The organism is Burkholderia sp. AcTa6-5 (assembly GCF_017815075.1).
In the GTDB taxonomy this organism is placed as follows: domain Bacteria; phylum Pseudomonadota; class Gammaproteobacteria; order Burkholderiales; family Burkholderiaceae; genus Burkholderia; species Burkholderia sola.
Genome location: NZ_JAGIQE010000013.1, coordinates 189,952 through 207,553 on the forward strand (window position 1 = coordinate 189,952; position 17,602 = coordinate 207,553).

The 17,602-nt window shown below is 66.4% G+C and carries 18 protein-coding genes; 15 read left to right on the plus strand and 3 right to left on the minus strand.

Annotation, left to right across the window (positions count from 1 at the left end; translation table 11 throughout):
• Nucleotide 1 precedes the first annotated feature (1 nt).
• Complete coding sequence (locus J8I33_RS19215; protein ID WP_050013540.1) at nt 2-319, plus strand: hypothetical protein; 318 nt, start codon at nt 2-4, stop codon at nt 317-319.
• Between the two features lie 266 nt (nt 320-585).
• On the opposite strand, the gene J8I33_RS19220 is transcribed toward J8I33_RS19215, so the two are convergent.
• Nucleotides 586-774 carry a hypothetical protein gene (locus J8I33_RS19220; protein WP_050013539.1) on the minus strand — a complete coding sequence of 63 codons (189 nt, stop codon included), beginning with the start codon at nt 772-774 and terminating at the stop codon, nt 586-588.
• 311 nt (nt 775-1,085) lie between these two features.
• Between J8I33_RS19220 and J8I33_RS19225 the strand changes: the two genes are divergently transcribed.
• The 9 genes from J8I33_RS19225 (at nt 1,086) to J8I33_RS19265 (ending at nt 7,784) form a co-directional block, all read left to right on the plus strand.
• Entirely contained in the window at nt 1,086-1,301 is a 216-nt protein-coding gene (locus J8I33_RS19225; protein ID WP_050013538.1) for a DUF3820 family protein, read from the plus strand.
• 148 nt (nt 1,302-1,449) lie between these two features.
• On the plus strand, nt 1,450-1,959 hold the full coding sequence (locus J8I33_RS19230; RefSeq protein WP_124555199.1) for a DUF1269 domain-containing protein: 510 nt from the start codon (nt 1,450-1,452) through the stop codon (nt 1,957-1,959).
• 216 nt (nt 1,960-2,175) lie between these two features.
• Complete coding sequence (locus J8I33_RS19235; protein WP_089490082.1) at nt 2,176-2,691, plus strand: hypothetical protein; 516 nt, start codon at nt 2,176-2,178, stop codon at nt 2,689-2,691.
• A gap of 104 nt (nt 2,692-2,795) precedes the next feature.
• Nucleotides 2,796-3,947 (plus strand): c-type cytochrome, encoded by a 1,152-nt coding sequence (locus tag J8I33_RS19240; RefSeq protein WP_209938684.1) that lies wholly within the window; start codon nt 2,796-2,798, stop codon nt 3,945-3,947.
• Nucleotides 3,948-3,960: 13 nt separating this feature from the next.
• Nucleotides 3,961-5,715 (plus strand): cytochrome c oxidase subunit I, encoded by a 1,755-nt coding sequence (gene ctaD, locus J8I33_RS19245; protein WP_124592621.1) that lies wholly within the window; start codon nt 3,961-3,963, stop codon nt 5,713-5,715.
• Nucleotides 5,712-6,323 carry a cytochrome c oxidase subunit 3 gene (locus J8I33_RS19250; protein WP_209924234.1) on the plus strand — a complete coding sequence of 204 codons (612 nt, stop codon included), beginning with the start codon at nt 5,712-5,714 and terminating at the stop codon, nt 6,321-6,323. Before ctaD ends, J8I33_RS19250 begins: the two co-directional genes overlap by 4 nt.
• On the plus strand, nt 6,320-7,039 hold the full coding sequence (locus J8I33_RS19255; protein ID WP_124592623.1) for a heme-copper oxidase subunit III family protein: 720 nt from the start codon (nt 6,320-6,322) through the stop codon (nt 7,037-7,039). Before J8I33_RS19250 ends, J8I33_RS19255 begins: the two co-directional genes overlap by 4 nt.
• Before the next feature lie 8 nt (nt 7,040-7,047).
• On the plus strand, nt 7,048-7,389 hold the full coding sequence (locus J8I33_RS19260; protein WP_050013531.1) for a cytochrome C oxidase subunit IV family protein: 342 nt from the start codon (nt 7,048-7,050) through the stop codon (nt 7,387-7,389).
• A 74-nt stretch (nt 7,390-7,463) separates the two neighbouring features.
• The gene (locus tag J8I33_RS19265; protein ID WP_209938705.1) at nt 7,464-7,784 is read left to right on the plus strand and encodes a high-potential iron-sulfur protein; all 321 of its coding nucleotides are present in this window, start codon (nt 7,464-7,466) and stop codon (nt 7,782-7,784) included.
• A 250-nt stretch (nt 7,785-8,034) separates the two neighbouring features.
• Here the strand turns inward: J8I33_RS19265 and J8I33_RS19270 are convergent, their stop codons facing one another.
• Together J8I33_RS19270 and J8I33_RS19275 are read right to left on the minus strand one after the other, a co-directional pair.
• Entirely contained in the window at nt 8,035-8,505 is a 471-nt protein-coding gene (locus J8I33_RS19270) for a MaoC family dehydratase (protein WP_124555073.1), read from the minus strand.
• Nucleotides 8,506-8,563: 58 nt separating this feature from the next.
• A complete protein-coding gene (locus J8I33_RS19275; RefSeq protein ID WP_209938708.1) occupies nt 8,564-9,655 on the minus strand; it encodes a carboxymuconolactone decarboxylase family protein in 1,092 nt (363 codons plus the stop codon).
• A gap of 253 nt (nt 9,656-9,908) precedes the next feature.
• Here J8I33_RS19275 and J8I33_RS19280 point away from each other — a divergent pair, with 253 nt between their 5' ends.
• From J8I33_RS19280 to J8I33_RS19300, 5 genes are all read left to right on the plus strand, one after another.
• Nucleotides 9,909-10,667 (plus strand): glucose 1-dehydrogenase, encoded by a 759-nt coding sequence (locus J8I33_RS19280; protein WP_124555198.1) that lies wholly within the window; start codon nt 9,909-9,911, stop codon nt 10,665-10,667.
• A 74-nt stretch (nt 10,668-10,741) separates the two neighbouring features.
• On the plus strand, nt 10,742-12,019 hold the full coding sequence (gene ccrA / locus J8I33_RS19285) for a crotonyl-CoA carboxylase/reductase (protein WP_209938710.1): 1,278 nt from the start codon (nt 10,742-10,744) through the stop codon (nt 12,017-12,019).
• Nucleotides 12,020-12,024: 5 nt separating this feature from the next.
• Entirely contained in the window at nt 12,025-15,930 is a 3,906-nt protein-coding gene (locus J8I33_RS19290) for a type I polyketide synthase (RefSeq protein ID WP_245172213.1), read from the plus strand.
• 80 nt (nt 15,931-16,010) lie between these two features.
• Nucleotides 16,011-16,340, plus strand: a complete 330-nt coding sequence (locus J8I33_RS19295) for an acyl carrier protein (RefSeq protein ID WP_089490076.1) — start codon at nt 16,011-16,013, stop codon at nt 16,338-16,340.
• Nucleotides 16,341-16,406: 66 nt separating this feature from the next.
• Entirely contained in the window at nt 16,407-17,399 is a 993-nt protein-coding gene (locus tag J8I33_RS19300) for a beta-ketoacyl-ACP synthase III (RefSeq protein ID WP_089490075.1), read from the plus strand.
• The last annotated feature ends 203 nt before the right edge of the window (nt 17,400-17,602 follow it).

Here is a 17,602-nt window from a genome sequence, read left to right on the forward strand (position 1 = left end):
GATGATCGACGCTGGCCCCCAAAGCACCTTCCGAGGGCTGCCGCTGACCGTGGAGCAAGACGCGGAAGTGAGGCACTACATCAAGGATCGGACCCGGCGTGGGCTGCCATGGGACACGTCGGAGTTGAGCGCGATGCTCGAGGACATGCTGCATCCCCCAGGCGACGGCGACAGCGATGTCGCCTCCGACGCAGACGAAACCATCGCGGCGGCCGAGCGCGCAACGGCGTCGGTTGACGAAGCGATGGACCCGATCGAGGCGAATGAGGAGTGGAATGCGGCCATGGAGTCGGAGGGCATGAAAGGCCCCAGACGATAGATAAATCGGAGCAACGACGCTCCGGTTCCCGGCAGCGCCGCATACGAGGCGTGCGCGCCGGATGCCGGGCGTTTCAGGAAAGGCGCGTGCGCCGTACACGGTGGGACTGTTGATGCGCAGGGCGACTCCATCGCGAGAATCACGACACGCAATTCGTCCGTTCGCAGGGAATTTCGTACGCAGCCGATCGCGCCACCGATGTCACATGGCGCCAGCGGAGCCGCCAGCCGCATCACGTCGCCGAGCGCCCGGAAGCGGGCGCCATGTCAGTGCCTGAGCACGCAGACGGCGACGATTTCGTATCCGGGATCGGCATGCGCGTGCGCTGCCTTTTCCGCTTCTTCGTACGAAAGAAACGACGTGGCATCTTCAACCGCCGGTGCCATGCCGATATCGCCATCCTCGGCGGTACACAGGAATTGCTCGCCAGTCTTCACGACGTAGACGGACAACATGATTCCCTCCATCGTTTGCAGGGGGAAGTTCCAGTCTAGCAGGCCGGAAACGGGGCGCGGGCGGTTTGGAGCGGCCTTTCCGTGAGGTCGTTGCCGAAAGGGCGGCCGCGTCGAATGTCCGTGCGTCAATCCGGCCGGCGCATCCGGATTCACCGAGGCTTGATCCGACGGGCAACCGGCGCCGCCGGCCGGAGGTGATCGATGGCCGTCACGCTGGAACTGCGTCACGATTCGGCCTCCCGTGAAGGGTCGAATCCGGCCTTCGATCGCTCGGCCCCCGACGCGAGCGGAAAGCCGTGCACAATACCCGCATGCAAACCCCAGACCTTGAACAACTCGTCACCGTCACCATGCCCTTTGGAAAATACAAGGGACGGCCGATTGCCGACCTGCCCGGGCCTTACCTGAATTGGCTGGCCCGCGAAGGGTTCCCGCACGGCGAAATCGGCCGGCAGCTTGCGTTGATGCACGAAATCGATCACAACGGCTTGCGGCACCTGTTGGAGCCGTTGCGCAAACGCGGATAGCACCCCTCTCAATCAGCGGCGCATGCCCTGGCATGTCACGCGGGCGCATCGCGCATGCATTGCCGCCGTATGGCCCGCGCGCACCTGGCGCGCCGCCGATGCTGACATAGAATGGAAAGTGCGATTGATTGCAAAAAGGGGTGTCAACATGAGACGCCTTTATTTCCTCGTACCCGATACGCTGATGGCGAAGGCGATCGTCGATGACTTGCTGCGCGCGCGCATCATCTGGCGCCACATCCACGTCCTCGCGAATCACAGCGTCACACTCGATCAGTTGCCCGAAGCATCGTTGCTGCAAAGCAGCGATGTCGTGCATGCGCTCGAGCGCGGCGTCGCGCTCGGCGGTGCGGCCGGTGCGCTGATCGGCCTCGTCGCGCTGGTATTTCCGCCGGCGGAGCTCGTGATCGCGGGCGGCGCCGTCGTCGGGTTGACGTTGGCAGGAGCGGGTTTCGGGGCGTGGACCGCCGCGATGATCGGCATCTCCGAGCCGAATGCGCGACTCCAGCGATTTCGCGACGCCATTCAGGAAGGCCAGATCCTGATCATGGCCGACGTGCCGGCATCGCGAGAGCAGGAAATCGAAGAGATGGTCGCGCGGCATTTTCCGAACGCGGACCTGGAAGGCGCCGAGCCGACGACACCGATCTTTCCCTGACGCGCGACAGCAGGCCGGCCCGCCCGACACGCGGGTGCATCGACGCGTCGCGTCGAACGCACGGCCGCCACCGCGGGCCGCGCGCGCAGCGGGCCGTTCGCACGTTGCGCCGGCAACGCTGCCCGCCATGCCGAATCGCGCAAGGGACGCCGGCCCGATGCGCGTGACGCCGTCGGAACCGAAGCGTCGACGTCGAATCGTCGACAAGGAGGTCGTATGGAACTGCACATTCGATCGCACCATTGGGCGCGTCGTACGCCCGACTGGGTCGCCGCTGCCGTGGCGGGTCTCGCGGGTGGTGCGCTGGTGATCGCGCTGGAATTCGTCTGGTCGACGCTCGTGCTCGGCGCAAGCCCCTGGCAACCGACACACAAGATCGCGGCGATGGTGATGGGCCGCAGCGCGCTCAGCCAGATGACGCAATTCAACCTTGAAATCGTGGCGATGGCGCTGCTGCTGCACTACGTGCTCGGCGCGATCATGGGGATGATGCTCGCGGCGGTCATGGCGCCGTTCCGCCTCGATTCGAGCGTGGGCATGGAAGCCGCCATCGGGCTGGCGTTCGGGATCGTCGCGTATGGGTGGAACTTCTACGTCATGACGGCCGTGTTCCCGTGGTTCGTCTCCGAGCGGGGGGCCGGGCCGTTGCTGGCCAACCTGTTGTTCGGCGTGGTTGCGGCCATCACCTACGGCAGGCTGGAACGATTGCGCAAGCGGAACGTGGACGACTGACGCATCGCGTTTCCCGCCGCGCCGACCTTGTACACGCGGCGCCCGCGGGAGACGCGGAACCCGGTGTCGGCGGCTCCGGAGAGCGACACGCAGCGAGGTGGCCCATGACCCTTGCGATTGCCCTGGTCCTGATCGTCATCCTGGCGGTGGGGTTTCACTTTGCCAGTCCGTGGTGGATCACGCCCATCGCGTCGAACTGGGTGCGCATGGACGACATGCTGACGATCACGCTCGTCATCACCGGCGCATTCTTCGTCGCAATCAACCTGTTCATCGTGGTCGCGCTCGTGCGCTATCGCCACCGCAGCGGGCATCGCGCGGCCTACGAGCCGCACAACCGGCCGCTGGAATGGTGGCTGATCGGCCTGACCGCCGTCGGCGTGGCGGCGTTGCTGGCGCCGGGCCTGTTCGTCTACGCCGACTACATCCGGCCGCCGCGCAACGTGCTGCAGATGGAAGTGCTCGGCCAGCAATGGCAATGGCGCTTCCGCTTCGCCGGCCCCGGCGGGAAGCTGGGCACGACCGACGTGCGCTACATCAGCAACGACAACCCGTTCGGCATGAACCCCGCCGACCCCAACGGCCGCGACAACTACCTGATCGAGACACCCGAGGTGCACCTGCCGCTCAACCGGCCGGTGCAGGTCCTGACACGGTCGCGCGACGTGCTGCACGACTTCTACGTCCCGCCGTTCCGGGCGCGCATGAACATGGTGCCGGGCATGGTGACGACCTTCTGGTTCACGCCGACCAAGGCTGGGCGTTACGACATCCTGTGCGCGCAACTTTGCGGGATCGGGCATTCGACCATGCGCGGCGTGGTGGTGGTGGAAGACGAAGCCGCGTTCTCGCGCTGGCTGGCGCAGCAGACCACGTTCGCCCAACGGCAGCAGGCCCGCGTGCAGGCCGCCCCCGCCGCGGCCGGCGGCAGCGCGCAGGCGCTTGCCGACCTGGGCAAGACGCTCGCGGCCGCCAAGGGCTGCGTCGCCTGTCATACCGTGGACGGCACGCCGCGCGTCGGCCCGACGTGGAAGGGCCTGTACGGCAAGACCGAAACGATGGCCGACGGCAGCACCGCGAAGGTGGACGAAGCCTACCTGCGCGCGTTTATCCGCGATCCGACCGCCCGGGTCGTGAAGGGCTTCTCGCCGATCATGCCGCGCTTCGACCTGAGCGAGCAGGAACTGACCGCGCTGGTGGCCTATATCAAGGCGCAAGGCGGGCCGGCCCCCGCAAGCAGCGCAGCCCAACCCTGACGGAGCGGATGCCATGCCCCACGCGCACCTCGACCATGTCCCGCACAGCTTCTGGACCCGCTATGTGTGGAGCCAGGACCACAAGGTCATCGCCGTGCAGTACGCGCTGACGGCCATCGCCATCGGCCTGGTGGGCCTCGTGCTGTCGGACCTGATGCGGCTGCAGCTCGGCTTTCCGGGCAAGTTCGCTTTCATCGACGCGAACCACTACTACCAGTTCGTCACCATGCACGGGATGATCATGGTGATCTACCTGCTGACGGCATTGTTTCTCGGCGGCTTCGGCAACTATCTGATCCCGCTGATGCTGGGCGCGCGCGACATGGTGTTCCCGTTTCTCAACATGCTGAGCTACTGGGTTTACCTGCTGGCCGTGCTGGTGCTGGCGGCGAGCTTCTTCGTGCCGGGCGGGCCGACCGGCGCGGGCTGGACGCTGTATCCGCCGCAGGCCATCCTGCCGGGCACGCCGGGCGTCGAATGGGGCATCGTGCTGATGCTCGTGTCGCTGGCGATCTTCATCGTCGCGGCCACGATGGGCGGCCTGAACTACGTGACCACCACGCTGCAGGCGCGCACGCGCGGCATGACGCTGATGCGCATGCCGCTCACGGTGTGGGGCATCTTCATCGCGACCATCATGGCGCTGCTGGCGTTTCCGGCGCTGTTCGTGTCGGCGGTCATGATGCTGCTCGACAGGACGCTCGGCACCAGTTTCTTCATCCCGGCCGTGGTGTCGATGGGGCAGACGCTCAAGCATGCCGGCGGCAGCCCGCTGCTGTTCCAGCACCTGTTCTGGTTCTTCGGGCATCCGGAGGTCTACATCGTCGCGCTGCCGGCCTTCGGCATCGCGTCGGACCTGATCAGCACGCACGCGCGCAAGAGCATCTTCGGCTACCGGATGATGGTGTGGGCGATCGTCGTCATCGGCGCGCTGAGCTTCGTGGTCTGGGCGCACCACATGTTCGTCGCCGGCATGAATCCGTACTTCGGCTTCTTTTTCGCGACGACCACGCTCGTCATCGCCGTCCCGACCGCCCTCAAGGTCTACAACTGGGTGCTGACGCTGTGGCGCGGCGATATCCACCTGACCGTGCCGATGCTGTTCGCCATCGGCTTCGTCAGCACCTTCGTGCTGGGCGGGCTGACCGGGCTCTACCTCGGCAACGTGAGCGTCGACATCCCGCTGTCGAACACGTACTTCGTGGTCGCGCATTTCCACATGGTGATGGCCGTGTCGCCGATCCTGGTGGTGTTCGGCGGCATTTACCACTGGTACCCGAAGGTGACGGGCCGCATGCTCGACGACAGACTCGGGCGCGCGCATTTCTGGATCACCTTCGTCGGCACCTATGCGATCTACTTCCCGATGCACTATCTCGGCATCCTTGGCATGCCGCGGCGGTATTACGCGTATCAGGGCTACAGCTTCATTCCGCATTCGGCACAGACGCTCAACACGTTCATCACCGTCGTCGCACTGATCGTCGCGGCGGCGCAGTTGCTGTTCCTGTTCAATCTCGCGTGGAGCCTCGTGCACGGCCGGCGTGCCGACGGCAACCCGTGGCGGGCCACCACACTCGAATGGCAGACGCCGCAGACGCCGCCCGTGCACGGCAACTGGGGCGCGGCGCTGCCGGTCGTCTATCGCTGGGCATACGAATACAGTCCGCCGGGACAAGGGGCAGACTTCGTGCCGCAAAACCAGCCGCCCGCGACGGCGCCTGAACCGGTCCATCCGACGCTTCACCCCGGCGAGGCCCGCGAATGACCACGCTGCCGCGCCCCTTCGTTCCCGACGCGCCGCCCGGCTTGCCGCACGCGGGCCGCATCGGTCTGATCGTGTTCATGGCGGTCGCCACGACGTTGTTTTCGCTGCTGCTGCTCGCCTATGCGATGCGCATGCGCGAACCCGACTGGCAGCCGATCCCGCATCCGGCGCTGCTGTGGTGGAACACCGGCGCGTTGGTGCTCGCAAGCGTCGCGATGCAGCGTGCCCGGCAACCGGCCGTGCACCGCATGGCGTGGCTGGTGGGCGGCGGCGTGCTGGCGGCCGTGTTCGTGATCGGGCAACTGACCGCCTGGCACATGCTGGCGGCGGCCGGGCAGACCGTCACCGTCAATCCGTCCAACAGCTTCCTTTACCTGCTCACGGGCCTGCACGGGTTGCATGTGCTGGGCGGGCTCGTGGCGTGGGCCGTGACGATCGCGCAGCTCCGGCGCGCGGACCCGTTCCGGGCCCGGCGCGCCATCGCGCTGTGCGCGCTTTACTGGCATTTCCTGCTTGCGGTCTGGCTCGTGCTGCTGGCGGCGATGTGGTGGCTTACACCCGGGATCGTCGCCGCGATCTGCGGGCCGCTGTATGGAGCCGCGCCATGACCTCGCCCACGGTGCACACCGAATCCGCCGCCGAATCGCCGGCGGCCCCGCCCGCCGACGCCCGGCCCGACGGCTGGCGCGGCATCGTCACCGACTGGTCGGCCGACCGCGAAGCCTTCAAGGTGCCGTGGGGCAAGGCGATGATGTGGATCTTCCTGCTGTCGGACACGTTCGTCTTCAGCAGCTTCCTGATCGGCTACATGTCGGTGCGCATGTCGACCACCGCGCCGTGGCCCGACACGTCCAAGGTGTTCGGGCTCACGGTGGGCGGCCTGGATGTGCCGTTGCTGCTGATTGCCATCATGACGTTCATCCTGATCACCAGCAGCGGCACCATGGCGATGGCGGTCAACTTCGGCTACCGGCGCAACGCCCGGCGCGCCGGCGCGTTGCTGCTCGCGACCGCGCTGCTGGGCGCGAGCTTCGTGTCGATGCAGGCCCTCGAATGGACCAAGCTGATCGTCCACGAAGGTATCCGGCCCTGGGGCAACCCGCTGGGCGCGGCGCAGTTTGGCGCGTGCTTCTTCACGATCACCGGCTTCCACGGCTTTCACGTGACCTGCGGCGTGATCTACCTGCTGCTGATCGCACGCAAGATCCGGCAGCCGGGTTTCGCCGAACACGGCAACTTCCAGATCGTCGAAATCGCCGGCCTGTACTGGCACTTCGTCGACCTGGTGTGGGTGTTCATCTTCGCGCTGTTCTATTTGTGGTGAGGCAGGCCATGGAGCACACCGATCCCGCCGATCGACCCGACGCCGCACACGGCCAGCAGCATCCGATCGGCCTCTACCTGAAGATCTGGGGCCTGCTGTTCGTGCTGAGCACGTTGTCGTACCTGGTCGACTACTTCAACGTGCAGGGCCTGCCGCGCTGGGTGCTGATCGTCGTGCTGATGATCGCGAAGGCCGGGCTGATCGTGTCGATCTTCATGCACATGATGTGGGAGCGGCTGGCGCTCGTGTACGCGATCCTGATCCCGCCGTTGTGCCTGCTGGTGCTCATGGTGCTGATGGCGGCGGAAGCGCATCACACGTTCGGGATGCGGGCGCTGTTCTTCCACTGATTCCTTCGACGGCTGCTTCACGGACGACGAACGCTTCGCGGACATCCGTTCACGCAAACATGGAGGAGGACGCCATGAAGTTTTCACGCCGACGTTTTATCGCAACCACCACCGTTCTGGCATCCGCACTGGCCTTGGGACGCCGCGCGGCGGCGGCGGATGCCGGTGCCGGTGCCGTGAAGGAGTCCGATGCAAATGCCCGGACGCTCGGCTACAAGACGGATGCCAGCCGGGTCGACCATGCGAAGTTCCCGAAACTCCAGGCGGGCGAGACTTGCTCGAACTGCCAGTTCTTCCAGGGCAAGGCCGGCGCCGGGATGGGGCCGTGCGCCATTTTCGGCGGCAAGCAGGTCAATGCTAAAGGCTGGTGCAGCGCCTATTCGAAAAAGGCGTAGCACGGCAGGGACGGCGTGGCGGCCGTGCGGCTGAATCGTCGTGGTCGACGGGGGCGCCGGCGAACATCGTCCCGTCGACGACGATGCCGAGCGACGTGCTGGCCCGCCGGTGCGTCGCCATGCGATCGCTGCGGCCGGCCGAGCCCGTACCCATGTCGCACGTCAGGCGTCGATCATCGGCGACGAAGCGGGCTCGCGTGATCGCGGGTCGCGCGCGCGACGACGCCGGCAGTCCCGCTTCGATCGGCCGTCAAACCGCCTGATCCTGCACGCTCGCCGCGTCCTTCCTGCGCGCCGCCGCATTCGTGGGCATTACCACCGCCGTGCCTTCCACGACGACGAGGCCGTCGACTTCGCAACGGGTTTCCAGCACGACCCGACGCCGGCTCGCGAGAATCTCCTTGACCGTCACCGTCGCGAGAACCGTTTCGCCCAGCTTGACCGGGCGGCGGAATTGCAGATCCTGCGACAGGTAGATCGAGCCGGGCCCCGGCAGATGCGTCGCGATCGCCGCCGATATCACGGAGGCGGACAACATGCCGTGCGCGATGCGGCCGCCGAAAAACGTTCGCTGCGCATAGGCCTCGTCGAGATGCACGGGGTTCCGGTCGCCGGTCGCGTTCGCGAACAGCTGCACGTCGTGCTCGGAAAGGGTCTTCGAAAAGCACGCGTTCATGCCGGGCATGAGATCCTCGAGATCGTATCCGCCTTCATCGTTCATCGTCGTTTCCTGTGTCGTTCGTGCCGAATGGTATGGGGGAGGCGGAGCGCCTTCGTCTTCAGGCCAGCACGTTGCCGTGCTCGCGCGCCGCGTGCCGATCCGCCGAGGCGAACGACTGGTGCGCCACGGCGAGCGCCCATTGCACGGCCAGCACGCCGGCATGCGGCAGTGCGCCGACGATGGTCTCGACGATCTCGTGCCGCGATGCGCCCGACCGGCGTGCGTCGCCGATGTGCGTGGTAAGCGAGTGGGCATCGGCATTGCGCGCGAGGCAGGTCAGGCACGCGATTGACGTGAGGTGGCGCGCTTTCGCATGCTCGACCGGCTCGTCGCCCGATGCCGCACTGGCCAGCCGGTCGACGCCACGCGCGATGGCAGACGACATGTCCGCGAAGCCGCCTACCGCTGGCGGCGGACACAGGTCGCGTTGCAGCGCATGCTGCTCGGCCGGCGCGTTCGCCTGGATCTCCGCCGAGCCGTCCTGCGCGCCGTTGAGCGCACCGAACGCATCGAACACGTCGAGCACGATGCGGGACACGGGCAGGATGAGCGGCCAGCCGATATAGCCGGTCAGTTGAATCAATACCTCCGTCAGCTCGCTGCGCGTCCAGCCAGCGTGCAAACAGGCGTTCACATGGACGCGAACCGCGTCGTGCCGGTTTTCGCACGCGATGACGATCGCGAGCGCGGTGAGGCGGCGCTCCTTCGGCGTCAGCGCATTGAATGGCCGTGGCCGGCGTTGCAACAGCGTGGCGATCGCCGCTTCGGAATCCTTGAAAAGATCGACGTCGAGGCCGATATCGATGTCACGCTCGCGCAACAACGCTACGATGTGGCGCATCGCGGCCATGGCTACCGGCACGCCTGCGTAATGGAGCGTCTCGAACGCCGCGTCGAACACCGCATGCGGCGCCCAGCCGGTATTCAGCATGCCGCCCGCGTGGTATTTCAGGGCACCATCCGTATTGCCCATCGTCGCGAGCACCGCGACCGTGACGAGTTCCCGATGCTTCAGCGAGAGGTTGGGGCGCGCGATGATGTCGGCATAAGCGCCCTCGATGAGCAATCGCTTGAAATCGGGGTCGAGACGCTCGAGCGCCGCGCTCAGGTCGACGAAGCCTTCGTCGCCGATCGCGTGAATGACGGACATGCCGAGTTCATGCCGGGTGATCGTATTCGCGCGCATAGGAGGCCGATGAATTGAAGGTGAAGTGTCGTGACGTCAGCGATGATATTCGTCCGTCCGACAATCAAATTTGAACTTTTTTCACTTTTCATCGGCGCAGGGTTTTCGCCGTCTAGAATCCATCCCGTCAAGAACCGACGATTCATTTGCGATTCGATCTGAAAAAGATTGGGGTGGTGATGACGGGGCCTGCATATCAACGCGACTGGAGAATACGATGCTGAAGCTTCATCAAAAGGTTGCCCTCGTGACCGGGGGAAGTTCGGGTATCGGCCGTACCACGGCATTGCTGTTCGCCGGCGAAGGCGCGCGGGTCGCGATCGCGTCGCGCCGCATCGACGAAGGTCTGGCCGTCGTCGAAGAGATCCGCCGCGCGGGCGGCGAGGCGCTGTTCGTGAAGACCGACGTGTCCAGCGCGGAGGATTGCGCGCACATGGTCGCGCAGACCGTACGTGAATTCGGCCGGCTCGATATCGCGTTCAATAACGCTGGCGTGGAGGCATTCGGCAAAGCCGTGGCCGATACCGACGAGGCGAGCTGGGATTACGTGATGGATATCAATCTGAAAGGGATGTTCCTTTCGATGAAATACGAAATTCCGGAAATGCTGAAAGCGGGCGGCGGCGCGATCGTCAATATGTCGTCCACGTATGGCCTCGTGGCATCGGCATTCGGTGGTTGCAGTTATCACGCGTCGAAGGCCGGCATCCTCGGGCTGACGAAAGCGGCCGCGCTCGAATATGCGAAGCAGAATATCCGTGTCAACGCGATCTGCCCGGCGTTCGTGGCGACGGCGATGGTGGAGAAGTTTCTCGATGAAACCGGCATGACCGACCAGATCAAGGCGTTTCATCCGGTCGGCCGGCTGGGGACCGAACAGGAAATCGCGGAGGCGGTCACGTTCCTCGCGAGCGACGCGTCCTCGTTCATGACCGGCACCGCGCTGTCGGTGGACGGCGGGATGGCCGCGACGTGATGCGCACGACCGCGTCACGGGCGGCCTAGCGCGAGTACAACGCTTATCGGATCAACTCTTTCATGAATATTGTTATGGATACCAAAACGATAGATCTGGTTGTCGAAACGAGAAGGAACGCGCCGGAACTGTTCGACATCGGCAGCGCGATTCCGCTGGGCGTCGTGCCGAAGAAAATGCACGCGTGGACGATTCGCCGTGAGAACCACGGGGAGCCGCAGCACGCATTCACGAACGAAATCGTCGACGTGCCGTCGCTCGGCCCGAACGACGTGCTGGTGCTCGTGATGGCGGCCGGCGTCAACTACAACGGCGTGTGGGCGGCGCTCGGCCAGCCGTTCTCGGTGCTGGACCTGCATGACGATCCGTATCACATCACGGGCTCGGATGCGGCGGGCATCGTATGGGCCGTCGGGTCGAACGTGAAGAAGTGGAAGGTCGGCGACGAGGTGGTCGCGCACTGCTCCCAGGTCGATGGCGACGACGAGGAATGCAACGGCGGCGATCCGATGCTGTCCCCGTCGCAACGCATCTGGGGTTACGAAACCTCGCATGGTTCGTTCGCGCAGTTCGCGCGCGTGCAGTCGACGCAGCTGATGCCGCGCCCGAAACACCTCACGTGGGCCGCCAGCGCCTGCTATACGCTCACGCTCGCGACTGCATACCGGATGCTGTTCGGTCACAAGCCGCACGTGCTTTCCGCGGGGCAATCGGTGCTCGTGTGGGGCGCGGCGGGCGGGCTCGGAACGATGGCGATCCAGCTCGCGGCGCTGGCAGGTGCACGCCCCGTCGCCGTGGTCTCCGATGCGTCGAAGGCCGAGTTCGTCAAGCGGCTCGGCGCGGTGGGCGTGATCAACCGTTCGGATTTTTCGTGCTGGGGCGCGCCGCCGCCCGTCGATGCCAAGGCCGAGTACGCGGCCTATGTCGATGAAGTCAAGAAGTTCGGAAAGGCGATCTGGGTTGCACTCGGCGAAAAGCGCGACGTCGACATGGTGTTCGAGCACCCGGGCCGCAATACGTTCGCCCCGTCCTGCTACGTCGTGAAACGTGGCGGCATGGTCGTGTTCTGCGCGGCGACGAGCGGCTACGACCTGACCTGCGATGCGCGCTACGTGTGGATGCGCCAGAAACGCATTCAGGGCAGCCACTTCGCGAACCTCAAGGAAGCGTCGCAGGCCAACCGGCTCGTGATGAGCGGCAAGATCGACCCGTGCCTGTCGGAAGTGTTTCCATGGAGCCGCCTGCCGGACGCGCACGCGAAGATCCGCGAGAACCGGCACCTGCCCGGCAACATGGCCGTGCTCGTCCAGGCGAGCAGCAGCGACGATCTCGCCGCGGCGAACCGCCACTAGGCCGGATGAACCCTTCCCGCCGAGAGGACGGTATGAACCAGTCAAACACGCAAGCGCAACGGGTCGCCATCATCGGCATGTCGTGCCGTTTTCCGGGCGGCGCGTCCTGTGCGTCGAGCTATTGGACGCTGCTGAATTCCGGACGCACGGCGATCCGCGAAACGCCGCGCGAACGCTTCGATGTCGATGCGTTCTATTCGCCGGATAGGGACGAGCCCGGTACCACGTATTCGCGCGTGGCCGGCTATGTCGACGATCCGTTCCGCTTCGACCGTAAGTTGTTCCGCACCTCGGCGGCCGAGGCGATGGAGATGGATCCGCAGCAGCGCTGGATGCTCGAACTCGCATGGGCGGCGCTCGAGAACGCGGGCATCGCGCCGGGCCGGCTGCGCGGCAGGAACGTCGGGGTCTTCATGACGATCGGCGAGGCCGACTATGGCCGGCGCACCGTCTGGTCCGGCGATCCATCGCGCATCACCACCTATTCGAAGCTCGGCAACCTGCGCGCGATGGCCCCCGGGCGCGTCGCGCACATACTGGGCTTGAGCGGGCCCGCGATCTTCGTCGATACGACCTGTTCGTCGTCGCTGGTCGCGATCCATCTCGCCGCGCAGAGCCTGCAGGGCGGCGAATGCGACGTCGCGATCGCCGGCGGCGTGAACCTGATCCTCGGGCCGGAGGAAACGATCGGCATCGCGCGGCTCCAGGCGATGTCCATCTCCGGGCAATGTCGTCCGTTCGACGCGAGCGCCGACGGTTATATTCGCGGCGAAGGCGGCGGCGTGATCGTGATGAAGCGGCATGACGACGCGCTCGCGCATGGCGACCGCATCGATGCGGTGCTGATCGGGTCGGCCGTCAACAGCGACGGAGCGAGCAACGGTCTCACCGCGCCGAACGGCGCGGCCCAGGAAGCCGTCATTCGCCGGGCGATGATGCGGGCGGGCGTTCGGCCGGAAGCGGTTGCGTACGTGGAAGCGCATGGTACGGGCACGGCGCTTGGCGATCCGATCGAGCTTTCCGCGCTGCGTAACGTCTATGCGCGTGCCGTCGCACGCGACAAGCCGATCCTCGTCGGCTCCGTGAAGTCGCAGCTCGGGCATCTGGAGGGCGCCGCGGGCATGGCCGGCTTCATCAAGGCGATGCTGATCCTGCGACACCGGCACGTGCCCGCGCAGGTGAACTTCGAGACGCCGAACCCGCGGTTTCACTGGGAAGGCGCGCAGCTCGCCATTCCGCGCGAAGGCACGCCGCTCGGCGAAGGCGAGACGCTGGTCGGCGTGAGCGGTTTCGGCATCACCGGGACCAACGTCCACCTGATTCTGTCCGCGCCGGCGCTCGTATCGGACGCCGGTGCGCCGATCGAGCGCGAACGCGTATTGACGCTTTCCGGGCGCTCGCCGGACGCGCGGCGGCGTGTCGCGGCGGCATGGCGGGCGTGGCTTGCGGGCACGTCCGTCCCGCTGCGCGATGCGTGTCACACGTCGAACGTCCGGCGCGATCATTTCGATCATCGCGTCGCGCTGGTCGGCACGACGAAAGCGGATTTCATCGACGCGCTCGACGCCTTCCTCGCGGGCGATCCGTCCGGGAACTGGCATGCGGGCGAACCGCCGCGCAAGCCCCGCGTCGCGTTTCTCGTGCCCGGTCAGGGCGCATGGCAGCCGGGCGTCGGCGGGAATCTCTACCACGGCAACGGCCTGTTCCGCAAACACGCGGACGCGTGCCTGCGCCTGCTGGGCGGCGAGACGGCGCGCGACGTGCTCGATGCGATCGTCGGCCGCAGCGCGCAAGCGGTGCGTCATCATCCGGGGCAATTGGCCCACTTCGTCGTGTGCTATGCGCTCGCGCGTACCTGGATGGAACTCGGCGTACAGCCCGACCTGCTGATCGGGCATTCGCTCGGCGAGCACGTGGCCGCCGTGATCGGCGGCGTGATGTCGCTCGCCGACGGCCTCGCCGCCGTGGAGGCACGTGGCCGACTGTTCGACACCGCGACGCCGGCCGGCGCGATGCTCGCGGTGGCTGCCGCGGCCGACGAACTCTCCACGCGCTTCGCGTTCGGGACGGATCTGTTCGTCGCCGGCATCAACGGGCCGGGGCAGACCGTCGTGAGCGGTACGCAGGAAGCGGTGGCGCGCGTGCACGACGCGATGGTCGCGGCGGGCAAACGCGTGTCGCTGCTGAAGACCTACGACACGCCGGGCCATTCGCCGATGCTGCGTTCGATGCGCGAAGCGTTCCGGCGTGCGCTCGAACCGCTGACGTTCGCGCCGCCGTCGATTCCGCTCGTCTCCACCCTCACGGGCGCCGTCGCGACCGATGCGATCGCCGGCGTCGAGCACTGGCTCGATCTCGTCGAACAGCCGGTGCGTTTTCATGACGCGTTGCTCGCGGCCTCGGACGGCAAGACGCTCTTCGTCGAAGTGGGACCCGGCGCGGCGCTGTCGAAGCTCGCGCGCGCTGCCGCGGGCGGCGAATGGCAATGCGCGATCGCGTCGCTCGCGGACGGCCCGGAAGGCGATGAGGAAACCGAAGCGACCGGCTTTGCCCATGGCTGCGCACGTCTTTACGGCGAAGGGCAGAAGATCGCATGGCACAAGCTGTACGGCAATGCGCCGCAGCCGGCCGAAGCGCCGGGTTACGCGTTCGACACCGAGCGTTTCGAGCTGCCGTTCCCCGATCTCGCCGAAGCGGGGCGCGGCCCGGTGCGCCAACGAAGCGGCGTCGCATCGAGCGAGGCGGCCCGGTCGCCGCATTCGAGCGCGGCCGATCGCGCCGACGCGGCACCGGCGGGCGCGGCGCAGATGGTCGCGACGCTGCGCACGATCGCGGCAGCGGTCGCCCCGGATACCGTCGTGCTCGACGACGGGCTTTCGCTCGTCGGCCAGGGGCTCGACTCGCTGGCGCTGACGGAGCTGCGGGTCCGCCTGCATCAACGGCTCGGCAAGATGCCGCCGATCGCCATGCTGGCGCGCGGCGCATCGCTCCAGACGCTGGCGGCGTGGTTCGCCGCGACGGACGGTGACGCGCCTGCTCGCGAAGTCCTCGCGACCGATCCGCGACGACCGGCCGGAGCGGGCGGTGACGTCGGCCTCGTCGTGACGCTGCGCGAGGGGGGCGGGCCGCTCGTGGCGCTCGTGCATCCGGTCGGTGGAAACGTGCTGTGTTATCAGGAACTGGCCGCCTCATGGCCGGGGGATCCGACGGTCGTCGCGATCCGTCATCCGTACGCGGACCAGGGCCATGCGCCCGCGTATCTTTCGATCGCGCAACTGGCGTCGCGCTATCGCGCGGCGCTGCTCGCGACGCACGGCAGGCAGCCCGATCTGCTCGGCGGCTGGTCGTTCGGCGGGATCGTCGCGCACGAAATGGCCGCGCAGTGGGAGTCGGAGGGCGAGAGCGCCCCGCCGTTGATGATCGTCGACAGCCCGCTCCACGACGGCGAATTCGCCACGCGGTTGCGCGCACTGGCCGCTGATCTTGCGCCGGACGACGGCGCGCAGGCAGTCGAGCGATGGCTGGCCGACCCGCGTTTCGATGCAATGCTCGACCAGGACTTCTATCTCGCCGACGTGCGCCGCCGGGCCCAGCCCGCGATGTTCGACCACATCGCGCGGCTGCATGCCGTGAGCGCAGTGGCGCTCGCACGCCATCACCCGCAACAGGTGCAAACGCGCATCGGATACGCGCTCGCTGCACGCGACAAGCGCGGGATGTCGAGCATGCTGGCAGAGCAGCAACTGGGCCGTCTCGGGCGCGGCGGCGTCACGGTCAGCGTGTTCGATGACGACCACAACTCCATCGTGCGTGAACCTTCGGTGCGGCGCCTGGCGCACCTTTTCGGTGGATGCGATACCGATGAGCCGCATGCCGAGCCAGAATCGCTGATGCGCGCGACGCCCGCATAGACGCTCCCTTGCCGTTTTCCCGGTGCGGCGTCGCCGCCGCGCCTTCATCGTTCTCAACCCGACTTCAAGGAATCGATGCCATGAGCGATCACATTCAAGCCGCCACCGTCAACGGGCCGACGGTCACCGCCGCAACCATTCTCGCGTGGATCCAGGAGTGGACCGAAGCGAACAATCTGCAGGTGCCGACCGATCTCGAACAGACCTTCGCCGACGCCGGTTTCGATTCGATGCATTCCGTCGAACTCGCGTTCTTCCTCGAAGAGCGGCTCAACATCAAGATCGACGATACCGTCCTTTACGACTATCCGACCTTCAATGCGCTGGCCGAGCATCTCGTCTCGCTGCAACGGCAGGACACGAGCGCTGCCGCCAGGCCGGGCGAAGATGCGAGCGTCGGAAGCTGGTAACGCCACGGCGCCGGTTCGAGATATCGGGCGGCCGGCGCGTCATCGACTTTGATCGGAGTACAGAAGATGGTGGAAATCAATCGCGCGGGCCACTGGACGTCGCGCGTCGTCGGCTGCGGTTCCGCGTTGCCCGAGCACCGCATGACGAATCATGACATCGCGCTCAGGGTCGACACCACGGACGAGTGGATCACGCAGCGCACCGGCATCAAGGAACGCAGGATCGCGGCGCCCGGCGAGAACACGTCCGATCTCGCGATCGGCGCGGCCCGCGCCGCACTGAGTCACGCCGGGATCGCCGCGACGGACGTCGATCTCATCGTGCTCGCGACCTGCACGCCGGACCGCACGATGCCCGCGACGGCCGTGCGTGTTCAGGAGGCGATCGGCATGCCGCGCGGCGCCGCGTTCGATGTGCAGGCCGTCTGTTCCGGTTTCGTTTTCGCGCTTTCGGTCGCCGACAACATGATCCGGCTCGGCCAGGCGCGCACAGCGCTGGTGATCGGCGCGGAAACGATGTCGCGTATCGTCGACTGGCAGGACCGCAACAGCTGCGTGCTGTTCGGCGACGGTGCGGGCGCGCTGGTGTTGCGCGGTGAACGGCGCGAAGGCGACAAGCCGCGCGGCGTGCTCTCCACGCATCTGCATTCGGACGGGCGGTACTGGGACAAGATTCACACGGACGGCGGGGTGTCGTCGACGCAGAGCGCCGGCAAGATGCATCTGGAGGGCCGCGACGTATTCCTGCATGCGGTGGTCAATCTCGCCGACGCGTCGCAGGAAGCGCTGGAGGCGAATGGCCTGAGCCGGGACGACGTCGACTGGATCGTTCCGCATCAGGCGAACCAGCGCATCGTGCAAACCGTCGGCACGAAGTTGAATCTGCCGATGGAGAAGGTCGTGCTTACCGTCAGCAAACACGGCAACACGTCGGCGGCGTCGATTCCGCTCGCGCTCAGCGAAGCGGTATCCGACGGGCGCATCAAGGAGAACGACCTCGTCCTGACGCCCGCAATGGGCTCGGGCTTCACGTGGGGCTCGGCGTTGATTCGCTGGTGATTCACGCGCGACGCACCGGCGCGCGCCGGTGCGCGGCCGATCGGCGCCTTTCCCGAAATGTGGGCGCGCTGTGGAAATGCTCGCGAAAGTGACAAAAGTTCACTTTGAGCGCTCGGGCCGCCGTTCTATGCTGGCTGCACGTCGCACAGAGCGGCGCGAACAAACAGCCCGATCGGAGCGTAGATGGCCGTCGATGTTCTGGA

Bases quoted from the DNA above. Each gene is read 5' to 3' on its own strand.
- J8I33_RS19275 (WP_209938708.1), bottom strand. From the start codon at position 9,655: ATGTCCGTCATTCACGCGATCGGCGACGAAGGCTTCGTCGACCTGAGC.
- ccrA (WP_209938710.1), top strand. From the start codon at position 10,742: ATGGATACCAAAACGATAGATCTGGTTGTCGAAACGAGAAGGAACGCG.
- J8I33_RS19265 (WP_209938705.1), top strand. From the start codon at position 7,464: ATGAAGTTTTCACGCCGACGTTTTATCGCAACCACCACCGTTCTGGCA.
- J8I33_RS19250 (WP_209924234.1), top strand. From the start codon at position 5,712: ATGACCACGCTGCCGCGCCCCTTCGTTCCCGACGCGCCGCCCGGCTTG.
- J8I33_RS19240 (WP_209938684.1), top strand. From the start codon at position 2,796: ATGACCCTTGCGATTGCCCTGGTCCTGATCGTCATCCTGGCGGTGGGG.
- J8I33_RS19295 (WP_089490076.1), top strand. From the start codon at position 16,011: ATGAGCGATCACATTCAAGCCGCCACCGTCAACGGGCCGACGGTCACC.
- J8I33_RS19230 (WP_124555199.1), top strand. From the start codon at position 1,450: ATGAGACGCCTTTATTTCCTCGTACCCGATACGCTGATGGCGAAGGCG.
- J8I33_RS19300 (WP_089490075.1), top strand. From the start codon at position 16,407: ATGGTGGAAATCAATCGCGCGGGCCACTGGACGTCGCGCGTCGTCGGC.
- J8I33_RS19225 (WP_050013538.1), top strand. From the start codon at position 1,086: ATGCAAACCCCAGACCTTGAACAACTCGTCACCGTCACCATGCCCTTT.
- ctaD (WP_124592621.1), top strand. From the start codon at position 3,961: ATGCCCCACGCGCACCTCGACCATGTCCCGCACAGCTTCTGGACCCGC.
- J8I33_RS19280 (WP_124555198.1), top strand. From the start codon at position 9,909: ATGCTGAAGCTTCATCAAAAGGTTGCCCTCGTGACCGGGGGAAGTTCG.
- J8I33_RS19270 (WP_124555073.1), bottom strand. From the start codon at position 8,505: ATGAACGATGAAGGCGGATACGATCTCGAGGATCTCATGCCCGGCATG.
- J8I33_RS19215 (WP_050013540.1), top strand. From the start codon at position 2: ATGATCGACGCTGGCCCCCAAAGCACCTTCCGAGGGCTGCCGCTGACC.
- J8I33_RS19235 (WP_089490082.1), top strand. From the start codon at position 2,176: ATGGAACTGCACATTCGATCGCACCATTGGGCGCGTCGTACGCCCGAC.
- J8I33_RS19290 (WP_245172213.1), top strand. From the start codon at position 12,025: ATGAACCCTTCCCGCCGAGAGGACGGTATGAACCAGTCAAACACGCAA.
- J8I33_RS19255 (WP_124592623.1), top strand. From the start codon at position 6,320: ATGACCTCGCCCACGGTGCACACCGAATCCGCCGCCGAATCGCCGGCG.
- J8I33_RS19220 (WP_050013539.1), bottom strand. From the start codon at position 774: ATGTTGTCCGTCTACGTCGTGAAGACTGGCGAGCAATTCCTGTGTACC.
- J8I33_RS19260 (WP_050013531.1), top strand. From the start codon at position 7,048: ATGGAGCACACCGATCCCGCCGATCGACCCGACGCCGCACACGGCCAG.